The sequence below is a fragment of the Stenotrophomonas sp. JAI102 genome (genome assembly GCF_013409105.1).
GTDB classification, from domain to species: Bacteria; Pseudomonadota; Gammaproteobacteria; order Xanthomonadales; family Xanthomonadaceae; genus Stenotrophomonas; species Stenotrophomonas maltophilia_AA.
The window spans coordinates 45,117-70,344 of the sequence record NZ_JACCCI010000003.1 but is presented as its reverse complement, the minus strand read 5'-3'; the positions used below and the strand labels follow the sequence as shown (position 1 = coordinate 70,344).

General features: G+C 67.6%; 21 protein-coding genes. 6 read left to right on the top strand and 15 right to left on the bottom strand.

Annotated elements, in window-relative coordinates; genetic code table 11:
- Positions 1–442: 442 nt before the first annotated feature.
- The 5 genes from HDC96_RS13535 to HDC96_RS13515 form a co-directional block, all read right to left on the bottom strand.
- Positions 443–3,265 (bottom strand): TonB-dependent receptor, encoded by a 2,823-nt coding sequence (locus HDC96_RS13535; protein WP_179460463.1) that lies wholly within the window; start codon positions 3,263–3,265, stop codon positions 443–445.
- 430 nt (positions 3,266–3,695) lie between these two features.
- The gene (locus HDC96_RS13530) at positions 3,696–5,006 is read right to left on the bottom strand and encodes an ABC transporter permease (RefSeq protein ID WP_179460462.1); all 1,311 of its coding nucleotides are present in this window, start codon (positions 5,004–5,006) and stop codon (positions 3,696–3,698) included.
- 10 nt (positions 5,007–5,016) lie between these two features.
- Positions 5,017–6,177, bottom strand: a complete 1,161-nt coding sequence (locus tag HDC96_RS13525; RefSeq protein ID WP_179460461.1) for an FtsX-like permease family protein — start codon at positions 6,175–6,177, stop codon at positions 5,017–5,019.
- A gap of 14 nt (positions 6,178–6,191) precedes the next feature.
- The gene (locus tag HDC96_RS13520; RefSeq protein ID WP_179460460.1) at positions 6,192–6,881 is read right to left on the bottom strand and encodes an ABC transporter ATP-binding protein; all 690 of its coding nucleotides are present in this window, start codon (positions 6,879–6,881) and stop codon (positions 6,192–6,194) included.
- Positions 6,882–7,046: 165 nt separating this feature from the next.
- On the bottom strand, positions 7,047–8,282 hold the full coding sequence (locus HDC96_RS13515; RefSeq protein WP_179460459.1) for an efflux RND transporter periplasmic adaptor subunit: 1,236 nt from the start codon (positions 8,280–8,282) through the stop codon (positions 7,047–7,049).
- A gap of 204 nt (positions 8,283–8,486) precedes the next feature.
- Here HDC96_RS13515 and HDC96_RS13510 point away from each other — a divergent pair, with 204 nt between their 5' ends.
- The 4 genes from HDC96_RS13510 to HDC96_RS13495 are packed head-to-tail and all read left to right on the top strand — an operon-like array spanning position 8,487 to position 11,985.
- Positions 8,487–9,386, top strand: a complete 900-nt coding sequence (locus HDC96_RS13510) for an ABC transporter ATP-binding protein (protein ID WP_179460458.1) — start codon at positions 8,487–8,489, stop codon at positions 9,384–9,386.
- Complete coding sequence (locus HDC96_RS13505) at positions 9,383–10,153, top strand: ABC transporter permease (RefSeq protein ID WP_179460457.1); 771 nt, start codon at positions 9,383–9,385, stop codon at positions 10,151–10,153. Before HDC96_RS13510 ends, HDC96_RS13505 begins: the two co-directional genes overlap by 4 nt.
- A 6-nt stretch (positions 10,154–10,159) precedes the next feature.
- Positions 10,160–11,386 (top strand): sensor histidine kinase, encoded by a 1,227-nt coding sequence (locus HDC96_RS13500; protein ID WP_179460456.1) that lies wholly within the window; start codon positions 10,160–10,162, stop codon positions 11,384–11,386.
- Positions 11,383–11,985, top strand: a complete 603-nt coding sequence (locus HDC96_RS13495; protein WP_123731154.1) for a response regulator transcription factor — start codon at positions 11,383–11,385, stop codon at positions 11,983–11,985. Before HDC96_RS13500 ends, HDC96_RS13495 begins: the two co-directional genes overlap by 4 nt.
- A gap of 159 nt (positions 11,986–12,144) precedes the next feature.
- Here the strand turns inward: HDC96_RS13495 and HDC96_RS13490 are convergent, their stop codons facing one another.
- The 9 genes from HDC96_RS13490 to HDC96_RS13450 form a co-directional block, all read right to left on the bottom strand.
- Positions 12,145–12,705, bottom strand: coding sequence for a cytochrome b/b6 domain-containing protein (locus HDC96_RS13490; protein WP_179460455.1), 561 nt, complete (start codon positions 12,703–12,705; stop codon positions 12,145–12,147).
- Positions 12,702–13,814, bottom strand: coding sequence for a catalase family peroxidase (locus HDC96_RS13485; RefSeq protein ID WP_179460454.1), 1,113 nt, complete (start codon positions 13,812–13,814; stop codon positions 12,702–12,704). Before HDC96_RS13485 ends, HDC96_RS13490 begins: the two co-directional genes overlap by 4 nt.
- Positions 13,815–13,969: 155 nt before the next feature.
- Complete coding sequence (locus HDC96_RS13480; protein WP_179460453.1) at positions 13,970–15,337, bottom strand: leucyl aminopeptidase family protein; 1,368 nt, start codon at positions 15,335–15,337, stop codon at positions 13,970–13,972.
- Between the two features lie 28 nt (positions 15,338–15,365).
- Positions 15,366–16,076, bottom strand: coding sequence for an HAD family hydrolase (locus tag HDC96_RS13475; protein WP_179460452.1), 711 nt, complete (start codon positions 16,074–16,076; stop codon positions 15,366–15,368).
- A 46-nt stretch (positions 16,077–16,122) separates the two neighbouring features.
- A complete protein-coding gene (locus tag HDC96_RS13470) occupies positions 16,123–17,214 on the bottom strand; it encodes an AI-2E family transporter (RefSeq protein WP_179460451.1) in 1,092 nt (363 codons plus the stop codon).
- Positions 17,215–17,350: 136 nt separating this feature from the next.
- Complete coding sequence (locus tag HDC96_RS13465) at positions 17,351–17,833, bottom strand: protein sip-5 (protein ID WP_179460450.1); 483 nt, start codon at positions 17,831–17,833, stop codon at positions 17,351–17,353.
- The gene (locus HDC96_RS13460; protein ID WP_179460449.1) at positions 17,830–18,330 is read right to left on the bottom strand and encodes a phage holin family protein; all 501 of its coding nucleotides are present in this window, start codon (positions 18,328–18,330) and stop codon (positions 17,830–17,832) included. Before HDC96_RS13460 ends, HDC96_RS13465 begins: the two co-directional genes overlap by 4 nt.
- Before the next feature lie 8 nt (positions 18,331–18,338).
- Positions 18,339–18,704: a hypothetical protein gene (locus HDC96_RS13455; protein WP_019185548.1), complete on the bottom strand. Its 366-nt coding sequence runs from the start codon at positions 18,702–18,704 to the stop codon at positions 18,339–18,341.
- 111 nt (positions 18,705–18,815) lie between these two features.
- Positions 18,816–20,243 carry a Do family serine endopeptidase gene (locus HDC96_RS13450; protein ID WP_179460448.1) on the bottom strand — a complete coding sequence of 476 codons (1,428 nt, stop codon included), beginning with the start codon at positions 20,241–20,243 and terminating at the stop codon, positions 18,816–18,818.
- 555 nt (positions 20,244–20,798) lie between these two features.
- Here HDC96_RS13450 and HDC96_RS13445 point away from each other — a divergent pair.
- Entirely contained in the window at positions 20,799–21,818 is a 1,020-nt protein-coding gene (locus HDC96_RS13445) for a histone H1-like repetitive region-containing protein (protein WP_179460447.1), read from the top strand.
- Positions 21,819–22,059: 241 nt separating this feature from the next.
- The gene (locus HDC96_RS13440; RefSeq protein ID WP_179460446.1) at positions 22,060–22,740 is read left to right on the top strand and encodes a hypothetical protein; all 681 of its coding nucleotides are present in this window, start codon (positions 22,060–22,062) and stop codon (positions 22,738–22,740) included.
- A 12-nt stretch (positions 22,741–22,752) separates the two neighbouring features.
- Here the strand turns inward: HDC96_RS13440 and HDC96_RS13435 are convergent, their stop codons facing one another.
- On the bottom strand, positions 22,753–25,194 hold the full coding sequence (locus tag HDC96_RS13435) for a S9 family peptidase (protein WP_257018751.1): 2,442 nt from the start codon (positions 25,192–25,194) through the stop codon (positions 22,753–22,755).
- Positions 25,195–25,228 lie beyond the last annotated feature (34 nt).

Below are 25,228 nucleotides of genomic sequence, written 5' to 3'. Positions count from 1 at the left end.
AGAGCAGATCAAAGCAGAGCAGAGCAGATCAAAGCAGAGCAGAGCAGATCAAAAGCCGCAGTGCCGCTTTTCCATTGCGCACCAGCCCACTGTCAAAGGGTGGGCATGGGTGGGTTGGCGGGACCATATGCCGCCATGGATGGCGGCATATGAGCTTACATGGACGTACTTGCAGCGGGTCCCGACAACCCACCCGTGCCCGCCCAAGCCAGGGCTAGCCCAGCACTAAAGGCTGTTGCTCTAAAGGCTGTTGCTCTAAAGGCTGTTGCTCTGAAGGCTGTTGCTCTGAAGGCTGTTGCTCTAAAGGCCAGAGCTCCAGAAGCCATCGCTCAAAAAACGTCAGCGCAAAAAAAGACGGCGCCCGAAGGCGCCGTCTTACTTCCACTCGACGGCTTGGAGAGAGTAAGCCGCAGATCAGAAAGGGTTGATCAGGCGAACCCGATCAGAAACGCTGCTGGTACTTCATGTACATGTAACGGCCGATATCGAACCCACCGTAGTACGTAAAGCTGCTGTTCGGCTGGCTGTACATGATCGGACCCTGATGGTCGAACACATTGTTCACGCCCATCGACACCGTGCCATTCCACGGCAGCACATAACGCACCTGGATATCGTGGAACGTGTTCGAACCCACCTTGTTGATGCCCTGCTGGCCCGTATAGGCCGAGCTGAAGCCCGGATTGCTGCACTCCGTCGTGTAAGCGCAGTTCTCCTTCATGCTGGAGTAGTAACGCGCCGTCCAGCCCAGGCCGAAGTTGCCGTACTGATAATCCAGATTGAGGTTCGAACGCACGCGGAAGTTGCCTTCCCAGCCCGTGTACTGACGCACCGGCGTGGTGTCGACGTTGTCGTTCTTGCGCTCCAGGTAATCCACGTACGTGGTGTTCCAGGAGACCGCGAACTTGCCGATCGCCAGTTCCGGCAGGCGGTAACGGACCGACAGGTCATAGCCGGCCGTTTCCTGGTAGCCCGCGTTCAACAGCGTGCGGTCCAGACCGTTGACCTGGCCGATGGTGCGGCCCGACTTGGCACGGGTGAAGCGGTCGCACGCGGCGTCCACGCCCAGCACGTAGCACTGGTTGAGCATGTCCGTGGCCGACTCACCGACGATCACGTCGTTGATGCGGATCTTCCACCAGTCCAGGCTCAGGTCCAGGCCCGAGACGAACTCCGGGCTGTACACCACGCCCACGGTCCAGGTCTTGGCGGTTTCCGGCTTCAGTGCGGCGTTGGAGCCCGAGCTGAAGTCCGTGCCACCCTGCTGGCCCGGTACCGTCGCGGCGGTGCCGTCAGCGGCGAGCTGGCGGAAGTTGGCCGGGACCCCGTTGGCCAGGCAGCGCGCCAGGACCTGCGGGTTGTTGGCGGCCGCGCCGAAGCTGGTGTCGCACGGATCGGTGTACGAGTCACGGGTGCTGGTGGTGCCGCCGTACAGATCTTCCACGGTCGGTGCACGGAAGCCGGTGCCGTAGGTGGCGCGCACCAGCAGGCTGTCGATCGGCTTCCACTTCAGGCCGAACTTGGTGTTCGTGGTCGAACCGAAGTTGTTGTAGTCCGAGTAGCGACCGGCCATGTCCAGCGACAGTTCGCGGGCGAAGGCCATGTCGGCCAGCAGCGGGACCTGCAGTTCCAGGTAGACCTCGTTGAGCGAGTAGTCGCCCTGGGTCGGCTGGCCGGTGGTACCGGCGATCTGGCCCTTCTGGACCATCAGGTCCGGCGAGTAGCTGGCTTCTTCGCTGCGGTGCTCGACACCCAGTGCACCCAGGATGTCACCGGCCGGCAGGCTGAACAGCGAGCCGGAGATGTTCGCGCTGGCCACCTTGGTGGTGCTCTGCATCTTGTCGGTGAAGCGGGTGAACAGGAAGTCCTGCACATCCTGGTTGCTCATCGAGCCCGGGCCGGTGTAACCCATCGGGGCCAGCGGATTCCACGGGGTGCAGCCGGCGATCACGTTGCCGACGCTGCCGCAATGGGCAATGCCCTGGCCATCGATGAACGACGGACCCACGGCCTGGTTCACGTTCGGCTGGTACATGCTGCCCGTGCCGATACGCTCGCCTTCATTGCGGTTGTACATGTAGCTGACGTTCCAGTCCCAGTAACGCGAACCGGTGTCGAAGCTGCCTTCCAGACCCAGGCTGGCGCGCTTGGTGGTCAGGTTGTTCTCGGTGCCGCGCGGCAGTTCTTCAGTGCGGTGCGCGAACGCCACGTCACGGCCGAACGGGTTGAACGCGCTGTCCTTGGACAGCAGCGCACGCGAACCGGTGCTCTGGTACGGGTAGCCGGCCAGCTGCTTGCTCGACTCGCGCTCGCTGTACAGCGCATCGGCGACCAGGCGCAGGTCATCGGTGATCGAGAAGCCACCGTTGGCGAACACCGACTTGCGCTGCAGACCGGTGAGCAGGCTCATGTTGGTCTTGGTGTTGGCATCGTTGGCCTTGTCGGCCGGCGTGAAGTTGCCCAGCTGGGTCGGATCGCCGCCCGGGCCCACGCTGAGGTTCTTGCCATCCACGGTCGCGTAGCCCCACGGGGTGACGCCGCTCAGGCCGTCGGCGGTGTGGCGCGGGCCGTTCGGGTACGCGGTGAACTCACGCTCGCCACCCAGGACCGGATCTTCGTCGGTGTACTCGCCACCGACGGTGACCCAGCCGCGGTCGAAGGTCTTGCCGAAGGTCGCGCTGTAGGCGGTCTTCTGGCCGTCGCCTTCGCTGTACTGGCCGACGTAGGCGCTGACTTCCGCGCCGTCGAAGTTCTTGCGGGTGATGATGTTGACCACGCCGGCGATGGCGTCCGAGCCGTACAGGGCCGAGGCACCGTCGGTCAGCACTTCCACGCGCTCCACGATCGAGGACGGGATCGAGGCCAGATCGGAGTAACCGCCGGCGCTGACGCCCATGCGGCGGCCATCGATCAGCACCAGGCTGCGTTCCGGGCCCAGGTTGCGCAGGCTCACGTACATGCCGCCGAAGTCGCGACCCGATTCCAGCGAGGAAGCACGGCTCATGCTCGGCGAACCGGCGGCGGTGACGTCCTGCAGGATGTCGGCGACGTTGACGTAGCCCTTCTTCTCGATCTCGGCGCGGTTCAGCGCGACGACCGGCTGGGCGGACTCGACGCTGGCCTGGCGGATGCGCGAGCCGGTGATCTCGATGCGATCGAGGTTGGTGGTGCCGTCATCGGCACTCTGTGCGAAGGCGGGGGCACTGCAGCTGGCGACAAGCGCGATGGCGATCGCGTTGCGCAGCGGATTGGTCTTCAAATACATCCGTGCGTTTCTCTTTCTCTGTAAAAACATTCGCCCGTTCGGGCGGCGTGGGGAACAACACACCACGACGTGGGGGGCGGGAGTCTAATGACTTTTCAAAATTTTTACTTTCACTTGAAAGCGTAAAAAGCGCCTTAAATGAACGATGGCTGACAAATTCACGCATTCAGACGAAACCTTTTTCACATCGTCGTGCAGCGCGAAGAAACAGCACCCTCGCGGTGGGCCGAGGCAGCAATAGCGGCGACGTGCAGCGCAACTTGAGTGGATGTGGCGTGTCGTCGCAGCGCGCGTACAGCTGCGCGATCGACAGCTAAACGTGCAGTGAACACGCGCCCACAAAAAAAGAACCGCACTCTTGCAAGTGCGGTTCCAGACTTGGTATTTCGCGTGCGCGATCACGCGCACGCGCGTTGTTCAAACGTATCGCTCAGGTCTCGCGCAATGCCGTGGTGATCGGCAGCCGCGCCGCGCGCAGTGCCGGGAACAGGCCGCCGACCAGGCCGATGCCGAGTGCCCACTTCAGGCCCGTCCACAGCAACTGCGGGGACACCTGGAACTGGAACACCACCTGGCTGAAGTTGTTGCCCAGCGTGGACACGGTGTAGTTGTTGAACACCAGCCACGCCACCAGCCCACCGAGCAGACCGCCGAGCAGGGCCAGCAGCATCGTCTCCAGCATCACCGCAGTCACCACCGGCACGCCACGGAATCCGATCGCGCGCATGGTGGCGATCTCACGCGCGCGCGTGGCCACGGCCGCATACATCGTGTTGAGCGCACCGAACACCGCGCCGATCGCCATGATCGCGCCGATCACCGTGCCCAGGATGCTGATCAGCTTGCTCAGGCCGCCGGATTGCTTGCGGTAATAGTCGCGGGTGGTCTCGACATCCAGTTTCAGGCGCGGGTCGGCCTCCATGGCCGCCTTGAACTGCTGGAAGCCCGCCGCCCCTTCGGTACGCACGTTGACCGACTGGTAGGCACTGCGGTTGTACGTGGTCGACAGCGTCTGCGTGTCCGACCACAGCTCCGACTCGTGCACATCGTTGGAAGCGAACACGCCCACCACCGTCCATTCCTGCTTGCCCAGCTGCAGGGTCCTGCCGATCTCCAGGCCCTCGAACTGCGCCTGGGCGCCCTTGCCGACCACGATCTCGCGCAGGCCGGGTTTGAACCTGCGGCCGGCAATGATGCGCACGTTGTCGCGCACCGCCCACGCCTGCTCGCCGACGCCGCGGAACTGCACGTTGGTATCGCTGTGGTCGCTGCGCGAGAGCAGGCTGATCACCTGCGACAGCTCGGCGGAGATCAGCGGCTTGCCGTCGCTGCCGCGGGCCACGCCGGGCAGGTTCTCGATCAGCGGGACCTGGTCGCGCATGATCACCGAGTTGGTTTCCGCCTGCGAGCCACCGCGCAGCACGATCGCCACGTCATCGCTGCCGCTGCGCTCCAGGGTGGCCTTGAAGCCATCGCCCATCGCCAGCATCGCCACCAGCACGCCCACCACCCCGGCGATGCCGACCACGATCACCGAGGAGGCACCCCAGCGCTGCGGCAGGCTGGCGATGCCGATACGCGCGGCCGCCAGCGACAGCCGGCCACTGCGGGTCAGCACCAGCCAGGCGGCCAACAGCACGGCGATCGCCAGCACCATCCACCACGGCAATACGATCCACACCACCAGGGCGACCAGCAGCGCCACCACGGTCAGTACGTTCCACATCCATTGCTTGTTCATGGTGGTCTCCTCAGCGCCCGGCCAGTGCATCGACGATCTTCAACCGCTGCGCGCGCAATGCCGGCAGCAGGCCCACCACGATTCCGATCACCGCCATCAGGCCCAGTGCCATCACCCACGTCTGCGCCGGCACGCCGGGCAGGCTGATCATGCCCTGGCTGCTGGCGCTGATCACCGGCATCACGATCGAGGCCAGGCCCATGCCGATCAGCCCACCGAGCACGATCAGCAGCACCGACTCGACCATCACCAGCACCAGCACCGTGCCGTCCTTGAAGCCCAGCGTCTTGAGGATCGCCAGCTCCGGGATGCGCTCGCGCACTGCCTGGGCCATGGTGTTGCCGGTCAGCAGCACCAGGGTGAAGAACACCGCCGCCATGATGCCGGTAACGATCAGGCCGATATCGGCGAACTGCTTGGCGAAGGCCTGCGAGAACGAGGCTTCGGTCTGCGACTTGGTTTCGTGGTCGGAATTCAGCGACAGCGCGTCGATCGCCTGGGCAACGCGTGAGGCATGCGCCGGGTTGTCCAGTTGCACGGTGTAGAAGCTGACCTGGTTCTTGATGTAATCGTTGGACTCGTCGAAGTAGCTCCAGTGCAGCAGCAGCTGATTCTCCGCGCCAGCGTTGGTGCGGTCCTTGGCGCGGTAGATGCCACTCAGCTCCAGCGGCCAGTCGTTGCTGCCCTTGCGCGGGAAGATCGTGGCCTGCATCGGAATGGTGTCGCCGACCTTCCAGCCGAAGCGCTTGGCCAGCGCTTCACCGACCAGCGCGCCGGTGCGGGTGTTCTTGAACGCCTCGGCCTGCTCGGGCGGCAGCTCGAACTCGGGGTAGAGGTCCATGTAGTTGTCCGAGACCGAGAAGCTCGGGAAGAAGTTCTTCTGGTCCTGGTAGATGCCGCCGAACCACATCGCGTAATTGACCTTGCGCACCCCCGGCGTGGCTTCGATGTCGCGCAGCAGCCGCAACGGCAGGCTCTGGGTGATCGACAGCTTGGAGGACACCACCAGCCGCTTGGCGCCTTCGATGGTGTCACCCCCGGAGTTGAAGGCCACCCGGACCGAATCGAGCATGCCGAACAGCAGGAAGGCCGCCACCACCGACAGCAAGGTCAGCAGGGTGCGGGTCTTGCTGCGGAACAGCTGTGCCCAGACCAGCGAGAAGTATTTCATCGCCGCATCCTCCGTCAGTGGGCCGCTGGCACGTCGGCCAGTTCGCCCTTGTCCAGGTGCACCGTGTGCGTGGCGTACTCGGCGGCCTTGGGATCATGGGTGACCATGATGATGGTCTTGCCGTGTTCGCGGTTGAGCTGCTGCAGCAGCCCCAGGATCTCCTCGGCGGACTGGCGGTCGAGATCGCCGGTGGGCTCATCGCAGATCAGGAAGGTGGGGTCGGAGACGATCGCGCGGGCGATCGCCACACGCTGCTGCTGGCCGCCGGAGAGTTCGTTCGGGCGGTGGCTGCGGCGGTCGGCCAGGCCGACCAGGGTCAGCGCGATCTCGGCGTTGCGCTTGCGCTGCGCCGCGCCCAGGTGGGTGAGCAGCAGCGGCAGCTCCACGTTCTTCTGGGCGGTCAGCATCGGCATCAGGTTGTAGAACTGGAACACGAAGCCGACGTGGTGGCTGCGCCAGGTCGAGAGCTGGCCACCGCTCATGCGGTCGATGCGCTCGCCTTCGATCTCGATCTCGCCGGCGGTGGGCGTGTCCAGCCCGCCGATCAGGTTGAGCAGGGTCGTCTTTCCCGAGCCGGACGGGCCCATCAACGCGACGAAGTCGCCTGACTGGATGTCCAGATCAATGCCGTGCAGCACCTGTACTTTCTCGGGGCCGCGCTGGTAGGTCTTGGTGATGTTGCGGAGCGAAACCAGGGTGGACATGGGTGGTTCTCCGTGGATCGGTGAGAAGTGGCCTACGGCGCGCCCGGGCAAAGGCGCCGGGTTCCGTGGTGACGGGCAGCCGCCACCGTGCGCGCCGTGACGGCACGAGGGAAACGCACTTGCCGCGAGCGTGAGAGCGGCTCGCGTGACGCAGCTGCTGGCCCGTCAGGGCGTTTCGGTGACCTTGCTGCCGTCGTGCAGCTCGGCCGGTGGCGTGGTCACCACGACCTCGCCGGCGCTCAGGCCCCGGGTGACCTGACGGTCGTTGTTGAGCGTGGTGCCCACGGTGATCGCGCGCTGTTCCACCCGCGCATCGTCCTTGACTACGAAGGCGACCTTCTTCTGGTCGCGCTCCACGATCGCCGCCGCCGGCACCCGCACGCCCTGTGGTTTGGCGGCTTCGGTGGGCTGGGCGCTTTCCAGGAAGCTGACCCGCACGCCCATCTCCGGGACGATGCGCGGGTCCTTGGTCTTCAGCGCCACGCGCACCTTCACGGTCGCCTTGCCGCGGTCGGCGGTGGGAATGATGGCGATCACTTCGGCCGGGATCTTCCAGTCCGGGTAGGCGTTGAGGGTGGCTTCGACCGGCATCTTCGGCTGCACGCGGCCGATGAAGGATTCGCCGACCTCGACTTCGATCTCCAGCGAGTCCATGTCCACGATGGTGCCGATGCCGGTCCGGGTGAAACCGCCGCCCGCCGACAGCGGCGAGACGATCTCGCCCGGCTGCGCCGCCTTGGCGGTGACCACGCCGGAGAACGGCGCGCGCACGATGTTGTTGTCCACGCCGAGATCGGCGATCGCCAGCGAATCGCTGGCCACGGTGGTGTTGCGCTGGGCGGTCCTGAGCTGGGCGCGGAGGCTGTCGCGCTGGGCGATGGCCAGGTCGTACTGCGAGCGCGAGACCAACTGCTGGCCGACCAGTGTCTGCAGGCGGCCGGCCTCGGCATCGGCCTGGGCGACCTGCGCCTGCAGTCCGGCCAGCTGGCTGCGCGCTGCTTCCAGCTGCGAGGCCGAGAGGCTGCGCTGCGCGTTGGCATCGATCGGGTCGAGCGTGGCCATGATCTGGCCCTCTTCCACGCGCATCCCTTCCTCGATCATCACCTCTCGGACCTTGCCGGTGATCTTGGCCGAGACGGTGGCCATGCGCCGGGCGACCACATAGCCGCTGGCGTCGAGCACCGAGCTGCTGGCGCCGCCCTGCTGGATCGCCACCACCGGGGCAGTGGTCACGGCGATCGGGCGCTCGCGGCCGAACACGAACCAGGCCAGCCCGGCCAGCACAATGAGAAGGACGATCGCCAGCACGATCCAGCGGCCACGTCGCGAGGGCGACGGTGGCGGCGAACCGGCCTTGCGGTCGATGCGGAGTTCCTTGAGCAGTTCAGCGGATGCGTTCATCGTGAGTCTGGACGGGGAATCGGGCCGAGTGTGACCGCAACGGCGGCCGGGGGGCAAACCGGCACGGTGGCCGGGTGGTGCACAGCATGCCCGGCGGCCTGCGGCGGCGGCAGTGACAGCTGTCACCTGCATGGGCTGACGGCGGCCACTGGGGCCGGCAGCGCGGATGACGGACGCTGTGGGTGTCCTCTCTTGGAGTGCGTCATGACCGAGTCCACTGCCTTGCCCCTGGCCTGCCTTCACGACGTGCAGGTCCACTACGGCAGCGTCGCCGCCCTGCAGGGCGTGAGCTTCTCGTTGCACCGTGGCGACGTGCTGGCCCTGCTTGGCCGCAACGGCGCCGGCAAAAGCACGGCCATTTCGCTGCTGCTGGGCCTGCGCCGCGCGGATGCAGGCCGGGTGGAACTGCTCGGCGGCGACCCGCAGGATCGCGATCGCCGCGGCGGCATCGGCGTGATGCTGCAGGCCACCGCGTTGCCGCCGGTGCTGCAGGTGCGGGAGCTGGTTGATCTGGCGCGTACCTGCTATGTCGATCCACGCTCGCTGGACGACTGCCTCGCACTGGCCGGGCTGACCGATCTCGCCCGCCGCCGCTATGGTCGCCTGTCGGGCGGGCAGCAGCGCCGCGTGCAGTTCGCGATTGCGGTCTGCGGGCGGCCACAGCTGCTGTTCCTGGATGAGCCGACCACCGGCCTGGACATCCAGGCACGGCAGCAGCTCTGGCAGGCGATCCGGCAGCTGGCGGCCGAGGGCTGCGGTGTCCTGCTGACCACGCATTACCTGGAAGAAGCCGAGGCGCTGGCCCAGCGCGTGGTGGTGATCGAACAGGGCCGCGTGCTGGCCGATGGCCCACTGGCGCAGTTCCGCCAGCAGCTGGCACCGCGCCGCATCCGCTGCCGCAGCACGTTGGAGGTGGACGAAGTGAGGAGCTGGCCCGGCGTGCGCGAGGTGGTTCGCGATGGCCTGCGCCTGCAACTGCTGGCCGAGCCTGCCGAGTCCGTGGTGGCACGTCTACTCGCTGCAGATCCGCAGCTGCAGGAACTGGAGGTGCATGGCGGCGGCCTGGCCGACGCCTTCGTCGAACTGACCCGGGAGGCCGCATGAACACCGTGATCGCATCCGTACCCGCTGCAAGCGCCCGCGCCCCGGCGTGGCCCATCTACCTCGCCGAGATACGCTGCGAACTGCGCCGCGCCTGGCGTTACCCGGGCTTCGTGCTGCCGTCGCTGTTGTTCCCGGTGTTGTTCTATTCCCTGTTCGGCGTGCTGCTCGGCCGCGGCCAGGCCCCGGTCTATCTGCTGGCGACCTATTGCGTGTTCGGTGCGATGGCGCCGGCGCTGTTCGGCTTCGGCGTACAGCTGGCGCTGGATCGCGAGGGTGGGCTGCTCACGCTCAAGCGCGCGCTGCCGATGCCACCGATGGCGCCGTTGCTCGCGCGTCTGCTGATGGCCGTCCTGTTCGCGGTGCTGGTGGCGATGCTGCTGATCGCGGTGGCGATCGGCGCCGGCGTTGCAGTCACGCCCAGGGCGGTGCTTCACCTGCTGGCGGTGGCCGCGTTCGCCGCGCTGCCGCTGGGCGCGATCGGCCTGCTGATCGGCAGCCACGTGGGCGCCAACGCGGCGCCGGCCGTGGTCAACCTGGTCTATCTGCCGCTGGCCGTGTTGTCCGGGCTGTGGCTGCCGCTGTCGATACTGCCGCCGCTGTTCACCACGCTGGCACCGCTGTGGCCAACCTGGCATCTGGCCCAGCTGGCGTTGCCGGCGGTCGGCCAGCCGGCGCAGGGCAGTCTGTGGGTGCACGTGGCCGTGCTGCTTGGCATCACCGCGGTGGCGCTTGGGCTGGCACGGCGCCGCCTGCGGCGCATCGGCTGAAGTGGCATGATCGCGTCTGTTCGTTCTGCCTTGGAATCGTCCGTGTCCTCCCGTCGGCTCGCCTCCCTGTTGCGCCCCGCGCCGGATTCGGCCGTGGCCGAGAACCTGCGGCGCGGCAGATCGCCGTGGGTCGATGCGATCCACCTGCTGTGGACGCTGTGGGTGTTCCTGACGCCGTTGTTCGGCGGTGGCTACACCTGGCGCTGGGCGGCGCTGACCCTGCTGACCTACCCGGTGTTCCTGGTCCTGTACGCCGGTGTGCTGCTCGCACCGCGCAGCCACGCACCGCGCTACGCCCTGTCGATGGTGGCACTGGGGCTGGTTCCGCTGGCGTGGTACCCCTCGGCGGTGAGCTATTTCATTTTCGGCTGTGTCACCCTGCGCGTCTCGCGCCGCAGTGGCTATGGGCGCTATCTGCTGCAGCTGGTGGGATTGAACGCGCTGTTCGTGGTGGTGGGTTTGTTGGCCCACTACCCGTGGCAGGCGCTGATCTGGATTCCGAGCATGGCGATGATCATCAGCCTGGTGGTCAACTTCGAGACCGCCAGCCATGAACAGGATGCGGCGCTGCAGCTGTCCCAGGACGAAGTGCGTCGGCTCGCGGCGACCGCCGAGCGCGAGCGCATCGGCCGCGATCTGCACGATCTGCTGGGGCATACGCTGTCCTTGATCACCTTGAAGCTGGAGCTCTCGCGCAAGCTGGCCGACCGCGATCCGGTGGGCTCGCGCCGCGAGGTGGACGAGGCCGAAACCATCGCGCGCCAGGCGCTGGCCGAAGTGCGCAGCGCGGTCACCGGTATCCGCGCCAGCGATCTGGCGGCCGAACTCGCCGCGGCCCGGCTGCTGCTGGAGTACCAGCATGTGCATCTGCACTACGCGCCGCCGCCGCCGATGCCGGTCGATACCGAACGGGCGTTGTCACTGATCCTGCGCGAGGCGGTGACCAATATTGCCCGCCACGCACAGGCGCGGCAGGCGTGGATCACCTTCGAGCAGGACGGGCGCAGCCTGTCGATGCAGATCCGCGACGATGGGCGCGGTGGTGTCCATGTCGACGGCAACGGGCTGACCGGCATGCGCGAACGCGTCGCCGCTCTGCGCGGCACCCTGGTGATGCAGTCGGCGAAGGGCGAGGGCACCTGCGTGACGGTGCGGGTCACGCTGCCGGCGGCCACCACGCCGGTCGTGGCACCGGTCACGCCCGATGCCCTCCCGGACGGAGCCACGCCATGATCCGCATCGTGCTCGCCGAAGACCAGGCGATGGTGCGCGGCGCATTGTCAGCGCTGCTCGGGCTGGAGCCGGACATCGAGGTGCTGGGCAGCGCGGCCGATGGCGAAGCCGCGTGGCGGATGCTGCAGCAGCTGCAGCCGGACATCCTGGTCACCGATATCGAAATGCCCGGTCTTTCCGGGCTGGAACTGGCGCAGCGGATCGCCCGTCAGGGACTCCCGATCAAGGTGGTGATCGTCACCACCTTCGCGCGCTCGGGCTTCCTGCGCCGCGCGCTGGACGCCGGCGTCTGCGGCTATCTGCTCAAGGATGCCCCGGCCGAACGCCTGGCCGATGCACTGCGCCAGGTACAGCACGGCGGCCGCGCGATCGACCCGCAGTTGGCGCTGGATGCCTGGTCGCAGGCCGATCCCCTCAATGACCGCGAGCGCCAGGTGCTGCGCCTGTCCGGCGACGGACGCTCGGCCAGCGAGATCGCCACCCAGCTCGGGCTCTCGCACGGGACGGTGCGCAACTATCTGTCCGAATGCATCGGCAAGCTGGGCGTCGCCAACCGCATCGAAGCGTATCGGCTGGCGCGGCAGAAAGGCTGGCTGTAACGCCGGCCGCTGGCCGGTGCTGCACCCTCTCTATCGAGAACAACGGGAGCCGGCCAGCGGCCGGCACTACCGGGGTGCCAGCGATGCATGCGATCCGATACCGGCCGCCCCCACCGACCAACGGTCGGTGGCTACTACCAGGATGCTAGGCAGCCTGATTTATCCGGCATCATCGTTGCGCTCTTTCTCCGGGCCCTTCGCCATCGCCTGGAATACGCCATCGCGGCGCACCCACAGGTGGAACAGCGCGGCCGACAGATGCATCACCACCGTGGCGAACAACACATAGGCCAGCAGGCTGTGCGCGTTGCGCAGGGCGGCGTACAGCGCCGGGTTGTGCGGCAGGATCGCCGGCAGGTGCACGCCGCCGCCCATCACGATCGGATAGCCGCCGGCGGAGAGCATGCCCCAGCCGACCAGCGGCATCGCCAGCATCACTCCGTACAGCACCCAGTGCGAGGCATGCGCGGCCGCGGCCTGCCAGGCGGGCAGGTCGGCCGGCAGCGGCGGTGGACGATGCCGCAGGCGGTTGTACAGCCGCACCAGCACCAGCAGCAGGATCGCGATCCCCAGCGGCCGGTGCAGGTCGATCAGCATCGGTCGCCAGTGCAGCGAGGCGACCATGGTCACGCCGACGAACAGCATGGTCAGGATCATCGCCGCCATCAGCCAGTGCAGGACGCGGGCGAGGAGATTGAAATGGCCGGCATCACGGTTCATCGCGCACCTTCCTTGCCCGTCGCGGCGGGTGCTTTGCCGCTGGCGATCTCGCGCTCGCGGCGATTGAACGATTGCGAATACACCGCCGAGCGGGCGGCCAGGATCGGATCATCGGTGCCGGCCACGCCGCTGGGCAGGATCAGCGGATCGTAGTTGAGGTCGCGGCAGGCGCCGGTGGCCTGCGGCTGCATGCTGCTCAGGGTCAGCGTGCCGGCCTTCACCTGGCGGCGGTCCTCCGGCCACACCTGCGAGGGGTCATTGACCGGGTCGCCATCGTTGGCGAGGGTCACCCACATGTCCCAGCGCACCGGGCCCTGCGCCAGCCGCTGCGCGAACTCCTCGCTGAGGAAATCATCGTCGGACTGCGCGCGCTGCTCCGGCGTCATGTCCTCGAAGGGTGCCTGCGGGCGCATGCTCCAGCGCACGAAGCGTTGGCTGCCATCGGCAGCGGTGAAACGGAAACTGTTGACGCCGTTGTAGGCGGTGTTGGCCCAGCTGTTCGACCATGGCGCGGTCTTGGCCCACTGCTGGAAGGCCCGCGCGGACGGGTATTTCTCCAGCACGGCCGCCATCTTCGCCGGGTCGGGTTTGCCGGTGGCCGGGTCCGGGATGCCCGCACGGGTCTGCTCGAGGAAGGCTTCGGCGGTGGGCACCGCGAAGAACGGGAAGCTGTTCATCGCCATGCGCCATTCCTGGCCGTCATCGCTGACCAGCTGCAGCGCCATGCTGCGCACGCGGGCCTTGTTGTCGGCGCCATGCGGATCGCCACCGCCGATCGAGAGCCGGCCCAGCACGGGCACCTGGGGCTGGCGGAACACGCGCGCCGAACTCAGCGCCGCGCCCTCCGGCGTGCCCTGGAACACGCCGCTGACGCAGACGCCCTTGGTGTGCGCGCGACGAAAGCCCGGCTGTGGTGGGCCGGTCGCCTCGATGGCATCGGTGAAGGTCTGTGCGGTGACGCGGTCGCGACCGATCCAGCCGGCCAGCCAGGCGAAGGCCAGCACCAGGCCGCCCGCGATCAGGGCGATCAGCGCGATCCACAGCAGCGGTGATGGAGGGCGTGGACCGCCCGGTTCGCGACCAGCGCGGGTATAGCCGAAGAGCGACATGTCCGGATTCCTGCCTTCACGATGCGTGTGGGTGGGCGACAGGCGCATGGTGTCAGAACCCGGCGCAGGCCGATATTCACATTTTCGACAACTCTTCAGAAACGACGATCCCCGCCGGGGCGGGGATCATCGGGTCACACGTCAGACGCGGCGCCTCAGGCGTAGCGCGTCTTCAGCATCGCCCACGCCGAACGCAGCGCCAGCGCTTCGCCACCGGCCGGACGGCCCGGGCGCTCGCCGTCGTTCCAGGCGTACACATCCAGATGCGCCCAGGTCTGGCCTTCGGTGATGAAACGCTCCAGGTACAGCGCGGCGGTAACCGAGCCGGCCATGCGCGAACCGGCGTTGGCCAGGTCGGCGATGTTGCTGTGCAGGTAGCGCAGGTACGGACGCCACAGCGGCATGCGCCAGACCGGATCGCGCACCGATTCACCGGCTTGCAGCCACTGCTGGGCCAAGGTGTCGTCGTTGCTGAACAGCGCCGGCAGGTCCGGGCCGAGCGCGATGCGGGCCGCGCCGGTCAGGGTGGCGAAATCGAGCACGATCTCCGGCTGCTGCTCGCTGGCATAGGTCAGCGCATCGGCGAGGATCACCCGGCCTTCGGCGTCGGTGTTGTCGATCTCGATGCTCAGGCCCTTGCGGGTGGCGATCACTTCGCCCGGGCGGAAGGCATCCGGACCGATCGCGTTCTCCACCGCCGGGATCAGCAGGGTCAGCTGCACCGGCAGCTGCTGGGCCATGATCAGCCCGGCCAGGCCCAGCGCGTGCGCGGCGCCGCCCATGTCCTTTTTCATGTTGCGCATGCCGTCGCCCGGCTTGATGTCCAGCCCGCCGGTATCGAAGCACACGCCCTTGCCGACCAGCGCCACGTGCGGCTGGCCCGGGGTGCCCCAGCGCAGCACGATCAGGCGCGGCGCGCGATGCGAAGCGCGGCCCACGGCGTGGATGGACGGGAAGTTCTGCTCCAGCAGCGCATCGCCGGTGATCACCTCGATCTGCGCGCCGTGGGCCGTCGCCAGTTCACGCGCGGCATCTTCGAGCTGCTGCGGGCCCATGTCCTCGGTCGGGGTGTTGACCCAGTCGCGCACGCGCAGGCTGGCCGCGACCACGTCGCGCACTTCGGCCGAAGGGGTGGCGGCCAGCTGGGCCGGCGCGCGGTTGGGCGTTCGGTAGCGCGCGAAGCGGTAGCTGCCCAGGCCCCAGCCGATCTGCAGCAGGGTCTCGATCTCCGGTGCCAGTGCATCCGCCAGTGTCCAGACAGTGCCTTCCGGCAGCGCGAACGGCGCATGCGCGTAACTGTAGACATCGCCCGGGTCGCCGACACCGACGATCGCGCCGGCCAGGCCGTGCTCGCCCGGCAGCAGCACCACGCTGCCACCGCTGCCGTTGAAGCGCTGCGCGTCCAGCCACGCGCCGAGCGCGTCGGATTGCTGCGCACGCCAGCCGGCGTACTGCTCGCGGTTCATCACATGCAGCGGCAGCGCATGCGAGGTATCGGACGTGAAACCGTTGATCTGGGACATGGGACTCGAGTGCTCCTTGGGCGGCGGCTTACGCGTGCTGGGCGGATGCGTTCGCATCCAGCCAGTCGGCCAGCCCGGTCAGGGTGTCGAACTGCAGATCGGGCTGCAGTGAAGGATGGGTCCAGGGGTGTTCTTCGCGGTTGATCCAGCAGCCGCGCAGGCCGGCCTGCAACGCACCGACCACGTCCATCTCGGCGTGGTCGCCGACGTGCAGTACGTGGGCGGGAGCCACCGCGAGGCGCTCGCAGGCCGCGTGGAAGATGCTTGCCGCAGGCTTGGCCGCGCCGTGCTCGCGCGAGCCGAGCTGGAAGGTGAAGTGGTGGGACACGCCGATCCGCTGCAGGTCGGCGTTGCCGTTGCTGAGCGCGGCGACCGGCACGCGAGCGGCGATCCGGGCCAGCGCGTCCATCGCATCCGGATAGAACTCGACCTGGTTGCGCGCGGCGTAGAACGCCTCGTAGGCCGGTTCCAGCAGGGCCGGATCGGCGCCGCTTTTCTCCAGCGCCTCGCTCAGCGTCAACCGGCGCAGCGCGCTGAGGTCGTAGTGCAGGTGCGGGTTGTCATGGAAGGAGCGCTCGCGCAGTTCGCGCATCGCGGCCACCGGGTACATCGCGGCGGTCGCGGGGCTGTGCTGGAGCATCCACTCGTACAACACCTGGTCGATGCGGGCGCCGATGGGGGCGAACGGCCACAAGGTGTCGTCGAGGTCGAGGGTGATGGCTTGGACGGGGAAATTCACCGGCCCATTCTACTCCCGCGATCCAGCGCGGGCACCCCGGAACGGTTCATTCCAGCAGCTTGGCCCAGCCCTGCGTGCCATCCAGCCGCGCCAGCACCAGCTTGATGCAGACCAGCAGCGGCACCGCCAGCAGCAGGCCGACCATGCCCCACAGCCAGCCGAACACCATCAGGGCCAGGATCAGGATCAGCGGCGAGATCGCCATCTGCCGGCCCAGCACGATCGGGGTCACCACCTGGCCTTCGATGGTGTGCAGCGCGAGGTAACAGGCCGCGGGCAGCAATGCCTTGAAGGGATCGCTGAACTCCACGAAACCCATCAGCAGCATCAGCGCCACGCCGATCAGCGGGCCGACGTAGGGCGCGAAGTTCAGCAGGGCCGCCACGGTGCCCCATAGCAGCGCCTCCTGCAGCGAGATGCCGAGCAGCAGCAGGATGCCGGAGAACACCAGGCCGACCAGCGTGTTGATCACGGTGATGGTCAGCACGTAGCGGGAGACCTCGCGTTCGATCGAGCGCAGGATGTCCGTGGTGAAGCGTTGCTGCTGGCGGCTGGGGAACAGCGCGATGGCATGCTTCTGCAGGCTCTGCCCGTAGATCATGAAGAACAGGGTCAGCAGCACCACCGCCAGCACCGAGGCGGCCAGGCGGGGCGCGCGGGTCAGCACTTTGTAGGGATCATCGAGCTGGGTGCGCACGATCTGTACGCGGCGGCTGCCTTCGCCACCGGCGACGCGCGCGAAGTTCTCGGCGGCCTGGTTCGCCTGCTGCACCGGCTTGGTCAGGTTCTGCACCTGGCGGGCGACCTTGCGCAGCTGCTGCGGCGCTTCCTGCGCCCACTCCATCGCCGGGCCGACCAGCTGCACGCCGAGCGCGGCGGCACCACTCAAGCCGACGCCGAGTACCAGCACTGCGCCGAGGAACCGGGGAATCCAGATCTTCTGCAGCATCCGCAGGATCGGATTGCCGACCAGCGCGAAGAACATGGCCAGCAGGATCGGCAGCACCACGTCCTGTGCCGCCCACAGGGTGAAGGCGACGGCCAGGGTGGCCAGGATCACCAGCGACATCGGGGCGCGCGGGCGCGGCGCGGGCGGTGCGACGACGGCTTCGGCAGAAGGGGGAACCGGAACGCTCATTCGGATCGCACGCTGGAAAGGAGCGCCATTATTGGGCAAGCCGGGTGGGCATGGCGTGTGGGGTGCGTGCACACGAAGAAAGGCCCCGCGGCGGCTGCCGCAGGGCCCTCGAATGTTGCCGCCGACCGCGCTGCGATCAGCGTTCGGACAGGTCCGTGGCGGCTTCGGCCGGTTGCGGCTGATGCGGCGAGGCCGGATCGGCGGGGGGTTCCGGGCTGAGCCGCGGCGTTGCCGGGGCCGCAGGTGCCGGAGCCGGAGCCGCCTGCCGCGGTGCCTCAACGGTTGCCTCATCCACCTTGTCGGCCGCCTGCTCGGCGGTGTCAGCCGCTTCGCTGGCCTGCATCGAGGCGAATGCGGCCTGGGTACTGGCCACCAGGTTGGAAACCGAGCCGATCATCTGCAGCCACCGCGCGCCCTGCACCTTCGCGCCGAGCCCGGTGGGCTCCAGCTTGCCGGCCAGGAAACCGCCGGCCAGACCCACGGTGATGATGCGCAGCGGTGTCCATCCCGTACGCCAGACGGTGCTGAGGGTGGACCAGCTGCTGCGGGTTTTTTCCACCCGCACCGCCACCACCAGCTCGGCGCGCTGGACGCGTTGCCGCAAGGCTTCGAAGTTCATCGCTTCACCCCCGTGGTGTCGACGTCGGCATCGGGATCTTCACCGCTGGGCTCGTCATACAGGCCCAACCGCGACAGCTGGCGGCGGGTGGCATGCATGCCGGTATGGCGGAAGAAGAACGACACCCGCCACATCGCGTAGCCGGTCACCAGCAGGCTGACGATCGAGGTGATCAACAGCGAATGGAACCAGGACAGGCCCCAACGCTGCATCAGGGCGATCAGCGTGCCGGCCAGCAACAACCAGGCCGACGCGCCGAACACGATTGCCACGCCGGCCCAGGCCAGTGCCCGGCCGAACGCGCTGCGCGCCAGTGCGAAGTCGGCCGAAGCCAACCGTCGCAGGGAGCGCAGGGTGTGCTTGGCCGAATCGACGGTCTCACGGCCGGCCTCACCGACCTGACGGATGCTCTCGTCCAGGCGCGGTGCTTTTTCACCGCTGTCCGGTGGCGGGATATCCGCGCCACCGGCAGCGTTCGACTGGGCTTGATCGCTCACGCCGCTGCTTACTTGTCGCCGCCGCTGCGGGCCAGCTTGGCGATGATCCAGCCGGCCGCGAAGGCCACGCCGAAGGATGCCAGCGGACGCTCACGGATCAGTTCGGCAGCGCTGTCGACCAGGTCCTTGCCCTTGTCCATCAGTGCATCGACCTGTTCCTTGGCAGCGGCGCCACCGAACTCGGCAGCCGCCAGGCCGGACAGCGCGGTATCGGACAGTTCGGCCTTGACGTTGGCCTTGCCGATGCGCAGCTCGTCACCGGCAGCACCGGTGGCGCCCTTGATCGCACCGCCGGCGGCGGTGGCGGCCGACTTCAGGTGCGAGCCGGCTTCGCCCAGGTGTTCCTTCAGGTTCTCGGTATTGGTGGGGCTCATCGTGTATCTCCTGCTATGCGATGGGGAAGGTGACCGCGGACGATCCGACGGCAACGAACACAAGGTAATAGCACCGGCCGGGTGTAAGCGACGTTACGGCAGCCGCTGCGTTCAGCGCATCACCAGCTGGCCACCACCGTTGCCCCGGATGATGCGCAGCACCAGCTGGGCCGGACGCTGCTGGAAGTTGGCGCGCCAGCTGGCGAGATCGGCAAACTCACCTGCCGTTGCCGCGGTGATCACATCGCCCTGCTGCAGCCCGGAGCTGGCCGCGCGGCTGCCGCGTTTGACCTCGCTGACCAGCACGCCGCTGACACCGGCCTGGCGCAGCGACTCGGGCAGATCGACGAAGGTGGCACCGCCCAGGCGCGGATCGAGTGATTCGCCACTGACCGCGCGCGCCTGTTCCTTGAGCGTGGCCTTGATCTGCAGCGGCTTGCCCTCGCGGCGCACATCCAGGGTCAGCGTGCTGCCCACCGGCTGCAAGCCTTCGACATTGTGCAGCGCCTGCGCGCTGTCCACGCGCTGGCCGTTGGCCGACACCACCACATCGCCCGGCTTCAGCCCGGCAGCGGCGGCACTGGAACCGGCCAGCACGCGGGTGACCAGCGCGCCCCGCGTCTCGGTCAGGCCCAGGCCCTGTGCGATCTGCTGGGTCAGGTTCTGCGTCTCGATGCCGAGCGTGCCGCGCACCACCACGCCGTGCTTGACCAGCTGGTCAACCACGTCGCGCGCCAGGTTGGAGGGGATCGCCAGGCCGAGGCCGATGTTGCCGGCCATGCTGCCCTGCGGATTGAAACTGGCGGTATTGATGCCGACCAGCTGGCCCTGCAGGTTGACCAGTGCGCCACCGGAATTGCCCGGGTTGATCGAGGCATCGGTCTGGATGAAGTTCTGGTAGCCCAACCCGCGGATGCCGCTGCGGCCCACCGCCGAGACGATGCCCGAGGTGACCGTCTGGCTGAAACCGAACGGGTTGCCGATCGCCACCACGAAGTCGCCCACGCGCAGCTGCGCGCTGTTGCCGAGCTTGATCTCGGTCAGGTTGCCGGTCGGAATACGGATCAGGGCGACGTCGGTATCGGCATCGGAGCCGATGAATTCAGCCTTGACCGTCCGTCCATCGGCCAGGGTCACCTGCACGTCGTCGGCGTTGTCGATGACGTGGTGGTTGGTCAGCACCAGGCCTTCGGCGGCATCGATGATCACGCCCGAGCCCAGCGATTCGTTGATGCGTTCCTGCGGGACTTCCGGGAACAGACGGCGGAAGAACGGGTCGTTGAAGTAGGGGTTGCGCACGCGCACCACCTGCTTGGTGTTGACGCTGACCACCGCCGGCATCACCCGCTCCAGCATCGGTGCCAGTGACGGTACCGCCTGTCCGGCGACCGCCGCGGGCAGCGCGGCCGTGGTCGGGATCGTGTACGCGGCCGGTGCCGCTTCGGCACGGTTGTCCAGGTGCGCGTTGATGGCCGTGGCGGTGAATCCGCCGAAGGCAGCGGCGAGGGCGAGCGTGAGCAGGGTCGGGAGCGGTCGCATGTCCGGCGGTTCCGTGTCGGAGGGGGCGGGGGCAGGGAAAACAGGTATACGGTAATTCAACCTGAATGAGTGTGTCCGCAACCGGCTAAACCCGGCATGAAACCCGCCGCGGCCGCGGCGTTCCCGACGACGTCGGCAGGCCGATGGTCGGGGTACCGAGGCAGCCGATAGGGAGGACCGGAAGTGGCTGTCGCGATGCATCCGGTGACGCCCGATCACACCGTCCTCGTGCGTCGGCAACGCGTACCAGCGTGATCGAGACCAGCGCAAATGCCGGGTGCGGAGGCGGGGAATGGATCAGGTGCGACGATCAATTCTCGAATCATCGGATGCGGCGGAGATGCGCATCCAGACACACGGCGTGCACCACGCACTGGAACACCGATGCTGTTTTCAAGGGGTTTCGTGCAAGTGCCCGGTGCATTGCTTGCTGCCGCCGATGGGGGTGCTACTGTCGGCTTGGCACGTGCATCGCATCAAGACCGTTCCACGATGGACCGCGCCGGTATAGCATCGCCAGCGATTTGACTAACCAGGCCCCTTAGGAGGCACTCAATGAGCAACGGTAATGGTGTGACCACGGTTCTCTCGCAGACCGTCGAAGATGCAAAAGAAACCGCCACCAACGTCGGCGAGACCATCGCACACGTTGCGGAAGATGCCGTCGCTTCGGTGAAGAAGACCGCCAAGCGCGCACGCAAGGCCGCCACCACCCAGGTCGCCAAGGTCAAGAAGGCCGTGACCAAGGTCGAGAAGACCGTCGCCAAGAAGGCTGACAAGGCGGCCAAGTCGGTCGGCAAGACCCTGGCCACCGCCAAGCAGAAGCTGGAAACGGCCAAGAAGAACGCCAAGGCCGAAGTCACCGCGATCAAGAAGCAGGTCGCCAAGAAGAAGGCCGCCGCTGAAAAGGCCGTGACCAAGACCACCAAGGCTGCCGGCAAGAAGGCCACGACCGCCAAGAAGGCCGTGACCAAGAAGGCTGCCGCCGCCAAGAAGACCGTGACCAAGAAGGTCGCTACCGCCAAGAAGGCCGTCGCCAAGAAGACCGCGACCGCCAAGAAGGCCGTGACCAAGAAGACCACTGCCGCCAAGAAGACCGTCGGCAAGAAGGTCACCGCTGCCCGGACCGCCGTTGCCAAGAAGTCGGCGACCGCCAAGAAGGCCGTGACCAAGAAGACCGCAGCGGCCAAGAAGGTAGCCGGCAAGAAGACCGCCGTCGCCAAGAAGACCGTCGGCAAGAAGGTCGCCACCGCCAAGAAGGCCGTTGCCAGGAAGTCGGCGACCGCCAAGAAGGCCGTGACCCGGAAGACCGCGACCGCCAAGAAGGTGGCCGGCAAGAAGACCGCCGTCGCCCGCAAGTCGGTCGGCAAGAAGGTCGCCACGGCCAAGAAGGCCGTGACCAGGAAGACCACCGCGGCCAAGAAGACCGTCGGCAAGAAGGTCGCGACCGCCAAGAAGGCTGTGGCCAAGAAGGCGCCGGCGAAGAAGGCTCCGGCCCGCAAGGCCGCCCCGGCCAAGCGTGCTGCCGCCAAGCCGGTTGCCCGCAAGGCGCCGGCCAAGCGCGCGCGCAAGTAAGCAAGTTGCAACGTGCTGCTCCCGCCTGAGTGCGGGAGTGGCATGGCGGGGTCGGCCTGTGCCCGCCCACTGCCTCTTGGCATCCCGGTCGAGTGCATCGCGTCACGCTGCGATCAGACTCCCGGTTACTGTCCTGACTGTCCCGCCCCTTCGTCGGATCCTGCCCCTGCGGCCAGCTGCTTGACGGTCCCTCCCTGCCTCTCTTGCTAACCTGCTCCGCGGACGTCCACGGGAAGATGCAATGCGCGGTCTCGACTTCAGCTCCTGGCAGGCCATGCTCTCGACCCTGGTCGGCCTGGCGGTCATCACCCTGATCGGCGTCGGCATCCGGCTGCTGGTCATGCAGACCATGCAGCAGCGCCGCGAGCGCGAGAACCGGCAGATCAACGAGCGGCTGCGCACGCTGATCGCGGCATACAAAGTGCTCGGGGGTTCATTCACCGGCACGCTCGATGTCGATCCACGCCATCGCCGGGACTTCCGCGCGCTGCCCGACGCAGGCGAAGACGGCGATGCATTGCACCTGCCGGCGGACGCGGAGATCGGCGGCGAGCGTGCGCGTCGCATCCGTGATGCGGTGGAAGCAGCGCTGTCGGACATCATCCTGCTGGGCACCGATGAGCAGGTGCGCCTGGCCGCGCACGCCGCCAACGAGATGGCCCATGGCCGCCTCGTCCCCACCGCCGAACTGGTGGTGTCGCTCCGCGACTTCATTCGCCAGGCGTTGGATCTCGATCCCATCCCTGCCGCCGTCGTCATCCCGCGCCAAGGCCCGACACGGCCCTCGGCCGGTGCGAAGGGCAAGGGCGATGCGGGTGACAAGGGCGGCGGGAAAGGCGGTGGGGGCGGTGGCGGCATGGGAGGAATGGGCGGCGGTGGCATGGGCGGCGGGGCGGACGACACCCCGGACGCGCATCGCTGATCGCCCATCGGCTCACGGTGAGGCGGCCACGCCGATCCGGTACGGCGGTGGCGTCGCGCCCATCAGGTGCGTGACGAAGTAGTCCCACATCCGGCGCATGTAGTAGTCGTCGTTGCGGAACAGCTCGTGGTCCTGGTTGGGCAGGTACAGCAGGTCGTAATTCTTGTTGGCGAGCGTCAGCGCCCGCGCCAGTTGCAGGGTCAGCGCCGGCATGGCGTTTTCGTCCAGATCGCCGTAGACCAGCATCAGCCGGCCCTGCAGGCGGTCGGCCAGCGCATCGTTGGCCAGCGGCTGGAACAGTGCGGGCACCGCATCGGGCTGCGGGCGCACCGCACTACCGTCGGCATAGATCGGTTGGCCGCCGACCAGCCGGTCCATCCCATGGATCGCGCCGCCGTACATGCCCTGGAAGCTGTGGCTGCCGGCCGACGCTACCCCGACCTTGTAGAACGCCGGGTGGCGCAGCAGGGCACGCGCCGCGCTGTAGCCGCCGAAGGAGTGCCCATAGATGCCGACACGGCTCAGGTCCATGCCCGGATAACGGGTGGCCAGCTGGCGGATGGCCGCGACATGATCGTCCAGCTGCAGATCGGCCGCGGTCAGGAAGCTGGCATCGTGGAAAGCCTTGGAACGTCCGGGCGTGCCGCGCGCATCGATGCTTACCACGACGAAGCCGAGCTGGGCCAGGCTGGAACGCGCGACCGGATTCATCGTGGCGGTGGCGTCGACGAAACCGACCGGGGCGTTGGTGATATGCGGTCCACCGTACATGGCATCGATCACGGGATGGCGTCCGGTCCCGCTGTAGCCAGGCGGCAGGTACACCGTGGCCTGCAGTTCAGTGCGGCCGTCGGCGGCCAGCACGCCCACCCGCCGCGGTGGCACCCAGCCGGCCGCACGCACCCTGCGGTCATCGGCGTGTTCAAGTTCCAGCACCACGCGCCCATCGGTGGTTGAGCGCAGCACGCTGATCGGCGCCTGGTCCACCCGCGAATAGCTGTCGACCACGTAGGCCGCCGACGGTGACAGCAGGGTGGACGCACGGCCCCCCATCAGCACGCCGGCGCCGCCATCGATCGCATGGTCGGCCGCTTCCGGTGTGAGCAGGACCGGAGCACCGCCGTCCAGCGACACGCGGTACAGGCGGCGCTGATACGGATCGCCGGGCTCGCGCCCGCCGGCGGTGAACAGCACCTGGCGACGCGCCTCGTCGACGCCGACCACATCACGCACCAGCCATTCGCCGTGGGTCAGCTGACGGACCACGCGGCCATCGCGGCGGTCGATCAGGTACAGATGGCCCCAGCCATCGCGCTGCGAGAACCAGACGATGCCGTCGCCGCGCTGCAGAACGTGCACGGCTGGCCGGTTGTAGGGATAGGTGTTGAGCTGTACGCGGGTATCGCTGGTCTCCTCATGTACGGTACGCACCTTGCCGGTGCGCACGTCCACCTCGACCAGGCGCAGGCGCGCCGGCGCGTCATGGCGCATGATCGCCGTGTAGACCTTGCCGGCATCGGCCGACCAGCCCAGCACCCCCGCCTCGGTAAGCGTATGCCAGCCCTCGGGAACGGCGATGTGGCGCGTGCCGCTACCGTCCACCTCGGTGACGAACCAGGCGTCGCGCACCTGTTCGGCGTCGCCGAGCAGGCCCAGGCGCACTTCGTGCACGACCGGGCGGAAGCCATCGGTCGGGGCGGTCGCCAGATAGGGATAGGGCAGCACCTGGCGCTCGTCATAGCGCACGCCGAACAGGCGCTGGCTGTCCGGCGACCACGTGACCGCGAAGGGCGGCATCTGCAGCCGTCCTTCCCGTCGCGGAATGCCGCGCAGGGCGAAATCGGGCAGCACTCCGTAGCCATGCGACGCTTTACCTTCCACGGTCAGTGCCCGTCGGCTGCCGTCGGAAACGCTGCGCAGCCACAGGTTGTCCTGCTCGACGCGCACGCTGTGCCGCCCATCCGGTGCCGGCAGATCACGGGGATCGGCGACCGCCGCCGACTGCAGTTCGCACCCCGCAGGCAGCACGCACGCGACCCGCCGCTGTGGATCCACGCGCAGGGTGATCCGTACGTCATCGCCGGTGCGGGCGACCGCCTCCACCTGCTGCATCACCGTGTCCGGATCGACGATGCCGGCGGCCGCCAGCGTGCTGCGCATCGTGTCGCTGTCGAACAGCGCGGTGCGCGTGGACGCAGCAGGGTCGACCAGCAGGTAGCTCGTGCGGCCGTGCTCGTCCTGGCGCGGATACCAGAAGCGGCCATCGTCCAGCCAGCGCGGTACCACCGTGGCATTGCGGACCTTGCCGCGCAGCTGTTGGTCCAGCACGCGTTCGGCACGCTGGTACTGTGTCAGCCCCGGCCCTTCAGCCCAGGCCGGCAGGCTGGCGATCACGCCAAGCCCGAGCCCGACTGCGAGCAGACAACCCAACATCCCCGGACGTACTGCAGCCATGCCGATCGCTCCTTGATGACGGCGGCCCCGCGGG